This window comes from Actinomadura sp. KC216 (assembly GCF_004348535.1).
Classification (GTDB): domain Bacteria; phylum Actinomycetota; class Actinomycetes; order Streptosporangiales; family Streptosporangiaceae; genus Spirillospora.
This window is the reverse complement of the sequence record NZ_SMJX01000452.1, coordinates 1-5,157: the sequence shown is the minus strand read 5'-3', so window position 1 is coordinate 5,157 and position 5,157 is coordinate 1. Positions and strand designations below refer to the sequence as shown.

At 72.3% G+C, this 5,157-nt stretch carries 3 protein-coding genes; all 3 read right to left on the bottom strand.

Annotated features, from left to right (window positions below; translation table 11 throughout):
- Positions 1–55: 55 nt before the first annotated feature.
- Positions 56–2,008, bottom strand: a complete 1,953-nt coding sequence (locus E1264_RS39770; protein ID WP_132182280.1) for an endonuclease/exonuclease/phosphatase family protein — start codon at positions 2,006–2,008, stop codon at positions 56–58.
- A 210-nt stretch (positions 2,009–2,218) separates the two neighbouring features.
- The gene (gene rpsA, locus E1264_RS39765) at positions 2,219–3,718 is read right to left on the bottom strand and encodes a 30S ribosomal protein S1 (protein WP_132182278.1); all 1,500 of its coding nucleotides are present in this window, start codon (positions 3,716–3,718) and stop codon (positions 2,219–2,221) included.
- A 236-nt stretch (positions 3,719–3,954) separates the two neighbouring features.
- Positions 3,955–5,034 carry a polysaccharide deacetylase family protein gene (locus E1264_RS39760; RefSeq protein WP_243711459.1) on the bottom strand — a complete coding sequence of 360 codons (1,080 nt, stop codon included), beginning with the start codon at positions 5,032–5,034 and terminating at the stop codon, positions 3,955–3,957.
- Positions 5,035–5,157: the final 123 nt, after the last annotated feature.

Here is a 5,157-nt window from a genome sequence, read left to right as displayed (position 1 = left end):
GGGTTCGCTTCGCTCATGGGGACGACCCTAGCGGCGGGACGCGTGCCCCGACCGCTCAGCGGCCGATCCGGACGGTCACCGCGACGGGATAGTGATCCGAGGCCCGCGACACCGGGACGTCGTACTCGGTGACCAGGACGCCGTCCGACCCGAAGATCCAGTCGACGTGCTCGCCGTCGGCCCTGGTCGGGGACGTGTCGTCGCCGATCGCGGCGCTGCGCAGGTCGGTGCCCTCGGTCATCGCGGCCAGTTCGGGGCTGCCGGGCCCGGCGTTGAAGTCGCCGCCGATCAGCGTGCGGGGCGCGCCGCCCCAGGCGCGCAGCAGCGCGGCGATGGAGCGGGACCGCTCGTCCGCCTGGTCGTCGCCGCCCTCCAGGTGCGTCGACCACACGTCCATCGTGGTGCCGCCGACGCCGAGCCGCGCCCACACGTACCCGCGGATCTGCGACCAGTCGCCGCGCGGCATCCGGCCCGTGCCGGAGCTGTGCACGGGCAGCGAGGTGAGGATCGCGTTGCCGAACTGCCCGTCGGCGGCGGGCCCCCAGATCAGCGTCATGCCGAGGCGCCGCGACAGCCACACGCCGACGTCGGCGGTGCCGGACAGCAGCGACCCGCGCCCGGCCTCCTGCAGCAGGACGACCTGGGCGCGCTGCCCCTCTATCACGCGGGCGATGCCCTCCGGGTCGAGGCGCCCCGACTGGTCGACGGCGTCGTGGATGTTGTAGCTGAGCACGCGCACCGTCCCGGGGACGGGCGCCGCCGTCGCCTTCCCGTCGGGCGCGGCGATGGTGAACACCAGCGTCCCGGCGAGCAGGCCGAGCGCGGCGCCGCCCGCGGTGAGGGCGCGCAGCGGGGCGCGGGCGGGCAGCGGACCGCCGCGCGCGGCGGCGATCGCGGCGAGCGCGCCGAGCAGGATCCCGGCGAGGCCGGGCAGCAGGTTGTTCGGGAACGGCAGCGGCGACACGGCGCTGACCTGGTACGGGACGAGGATCAGGACGATCAGCAGCCCGCCGAGCGCGGCGCCGACGTCGACCCGCCACACCGGCCCGCCGGTGCCGGCGCGGCGCAGCGGCGCCCGGCACGCGACCGCCAGCAGCCACGCCGACAGCACCTGCCCGAGGATCACGATCGGCACGACCTCGATGCCGGAGACGGCGTACGTCCCGGCGACGGCTCCGGCGCCGACCCCGAGGACGGTGCCGCCGAGCACGCACACCCCGCCCGGCACGGCCCGGACGGCGAGGCCGGACGCGAGGAACGCCAGCGCGAGCCCCTGCCCGATGACGATCACGATGTGCGCGGCGGTCAGCGACCGCCAGCCCGACGACGCGACGAACGCGGGGCTGGACAGCACGAGGACCTGGAGCGCCAGGAACGGTCCGAACGCGGCGGCGCCGAGCGCGTCCCGCCAGGAGATCCCGGGCGCGGCGACCGGCCCGGACGCCAGCTCCCGGTACAGCGCGGCGGCGCCGAGGCCGACGAACGCCAGGCACGCCAGCCACGGCCCGATTCCGGACCGCCACACCGGGTCCCAGGTGGCGAAGCACATCCGCACGGCCGTGTCGATCGACAGCCCGGCGACGGTGGCGGTGGCGAACCCGACGCCGGACAGGCCGCGGGCGCCCTCGTACAGCGCCGCGACGGCGATCATGCCGATGGCGGTGCCGGCGAACGCGAGCCAGGTGCGCGGGTCGATGGCCTGCGCGAGCAGCCGGACGGCGAGGAGCCCGCCGACACCGGCGAGGAGCAGGCCGCGGAACCCGGCGGCGCGGCGGATCAGCGGCGCGGCGAACCCGGCGAGGTACACGGCGAGGACGCCGAAGGCGGCGACCCCGGTGCCGGCCGAGTCGGCGAACCGGTCGAGCTGGGGCAGCGAGAACCGGAGCGTCTGCGCGAGCACCGCGACGGTGACGGCGATCAGCGCGAGCCTGGCGGGGCCCTGCGGGACGATCGGCGGGGCGGCGGGGGCGGGCCCGCCGGTCCTCGTGCCTACCTCTGTGCTGGCCACTTGAACGTGTGCTCCCGGGGGATGAACAGGCCTTCGGGACGACGGCGAGGCTACCGAACCCGGCGCAGCGAAGCACGGCCGGAGCGCGATCCCGCGGGATCGTTCTCCGGCCGTGGTCGGAACGTCACCGGCCGCCGCACAGGACCGTGGTCATGGACTCACGGCCCTGTCGCGGACGACACGTGCGCCAGGTGGCGGATCAGTGATGGGTCACTGGCCGCCGGACAGCTTCTCCCGCAGCGCGGCGAGAGCCTCGTCGGTGGCGAGCGCGCCGCCTCCGGACTCGCTCTCCCCGCCGCCGGAGTAGGACGTCTCGCCGCCCGAGCCGCCGCGCTCGGCGCCGCCGCCCGCGGGCTCGGCGCCCGCCTCGGCCTCGGCCTTGCGGGCCTCCTCGATCTGCCGGCGGTGGGCGTCGAAGCGGGACCGGGCCTCGGCGTACTGCCGCTCCCAGGTCTCGCGCTGCTCGTCGAAGCCGGGCAGCCACTCGCCCGTCTCGGCGTCGAAGCCCTCGGGGTACTTGTAGTTGCCCTGGTCGTCGTACTCGGCGGGCATGCCGTACAGGGTCGGGTCGAAGTCCTCTTCCTCGACTCCGGCGGCGCCCTCGTTGGCCTGCTTGAGCGACAGGCTGATCCGGCGCCGGTCGAGGTCGATGTCGATGATCTTCACGAAGATCTCGTCGCCGACCTGGACGACCTGCTCGGGGATCTCCACGTGCCGCTCGGCCAGCTCGGAGATGTGCACCAGGCCCTCGATGCCCTCCTCGACGCGGACGAACGCGCCGAACGGCACCAGCTTGGTGACGCGGCCCGGCACGACCTGGCCGATCTGGTGGGTGCGGGCGAACTGCTGCCACGGGTCTTCCTGCGTCGCCTTGAGCGACAGCGAGACCCGCTCGCGCTCCATGTCGACGTCCAGGACCTCGACCGTGACCTCCTGGCCCACCTCGACGACCTCGGACGGGTGGTCGATGTGCTTCCAGGAAAGTTCGGAGACGTGCACGAGCCCGTCCACGCCGCCGAGGTCGACGAACGCGCCGAAGTTGACGATGGACGACACGACGCCCTTGCGGACCTGGCCCTTCTGCAGGGTGTTGAGGAAGGTCTGGCGGACCTCGCTCTGCGTCTGCTCCAGCCAGGCGCGGCGGGACAGGACCACGTTGTTGCGGTTCTTGTCCAGCTCGATGATCTTGGCCTCGAGCTCGCGGCCGACGTAGGGCTGCAGGTCGCGCACCCGGCGCATCTCGACCAGGGAGGCGGGCAGGAAGCCGCGCAGCCCGATGTCGAGGATGAGGCCGCCCTTGACGACCTCGATCACGGTGCCGGTGACGATGCCGTCCTCGTCCTTGATCTTCTCGATCGTGCCCCAGGCGCGCTCGTACTGGGCGCGCTTCTTGGACAGGATCAGCCGGCCCTCCTTGTCCTCCTTCTGGAGGACCAGGGCCTCGACGTGGTCGCCGACCGACACGACCTCGTTCGGGTCGACGTCGTGCTTGATGGACAGCTCGCGCGAGGGGATGACGCCCTCGGTCTTGTAGCCGATGTCGAGGAGGACCTCGTCACGATCGACCTTGACGACAGTGCCCTCGACAATGTCGCCGTCGTTGAAGTACTTGATGGTCTCATCGATGGCGGCGAGGAAGGCTTCCTCGGACCCGATGTCATTGACCGCTACCTGCGGGGTGGTCGAGGTGGCCTCGGTGCTGCTCGTCATGTGTCGGCTGGCTCCGGTACGGACATGGAAGTCGTATGGGTTGTGCGCGGAGGGCCGGTATCCGCCCTGCCGAAGACCGGAATGGGACGCGGTCGCTGCCGCGTCATAGAACCGAACCGTTGTCGCCGACCTGACCGAGCGCGAGCCTGCTCCGTCCGAAGCGCGCGCAGGCCCACAGCGCAGCGATCAGGATATGGGACCGAACTCCCGTGGTCAATCCGGATGGCGGCGCGCCGTCAGTATGCCCGCGCCCGCGCCCGGTACGTCCCGTCCAGCCGGTCCTCGGCCGTCCTCGGGAACGTCACCGTGTTCGGGTCTCCGTCAGATGTGTACCGCTCATCAGGGTTTTTGTCCAGGTACTCCAGCCATGCGGTGGAGCAGTACTTCGTGCAGTCGTTCTCTTTGATCTTGCCCTCGGAGCGGACCCGGTCGATGTTCCACCGGTCGAACTCCTCCGCGAACGGCGACGGCGACGGACGCCACCCGGCGAGGAAGATCCCCTGGAACGCGTACCGCGCACCATCGCTGCGGGCCCACTTCTCCTTGCGCGGCACCGACCCGAACGGATACGCGAGCGTCGCCGTGTGCGCCCCGGTCAGATGGTAGATCCGGTCCTCCATCCCGCCGATCTCCTCGCGCACCTTCTTCTCGGACATGCCCGCGAGATTCGGATGGGTCATCGTGTGGTTGCCGAGCTCGAACCCGTTCTGCGTCAGCCACTTCAGCGCCGCGGTGACCGGGCTGCCCTCCAGCCCGAACAGCTCCTTGTTCAGGAAGAACGTCGCCGTCGGCCGGAACCCGGGGTTCTCCTGGGCGACCCGCTGGATGATCGCGACCGCGGTGTCCGCCTGCGGCCGCCCGGCCGCGTCGAGCGTGAAATGCCCGGGGGTGCTGTCGTCGAACGTCAGCACCACGGGATGCTTCCCCGCGGGGACGTTGAACCGCCCGCTCGCGAACTCCCCCGCGGTGATCGGGCTGTACCCGCCCTTGGCGAGCCGCGTGAGCTCGTCGTACAGCTCCTTCGTCGACCGGTCCAGCGACATCTCGGGCTTCGCCACGATCCGGTGGTACATGAGCACCGGGACCTGGCCCAGCTCGTTCGCCTTGACGGCCACCGCGCCGGGCGCAGCCGCCGGGATCGGCCCGGTCGGGGTCGCGGACGCCGACGGCGGCGCGGACCCGCCGGGCACCGGCGTCCCGCTCGCCTTGGCCGCGCTGGCGGCGTCGGCCGTCCCGGACGAGTTCCCGGCCCGCTCCGCCGCGGGCTCCCCGTCCCGCGGCCCCCGTTCACCGGGAAGCGTCAGCCCCAGGACCACGGCGCAGACGATCACAACTCCAGCGATCTTGTGAAGCAGAGGCACGCGCTACCCCCCGCCGGTCGACCCGAACAGGACCCGGGGACAGAGTAGGCCCCCCCGGGCATCAATGGACACCCGCTC

Excerpts from the sequence above, each read along its gene's own strand:
- rpsA (WP_132182278.1), bottom strand. The coding sequence starts at position 3,718 with ATGACGAGCAGCACCGAGGCCACCTCGACCACCCCGCAGGTAGCGGTC.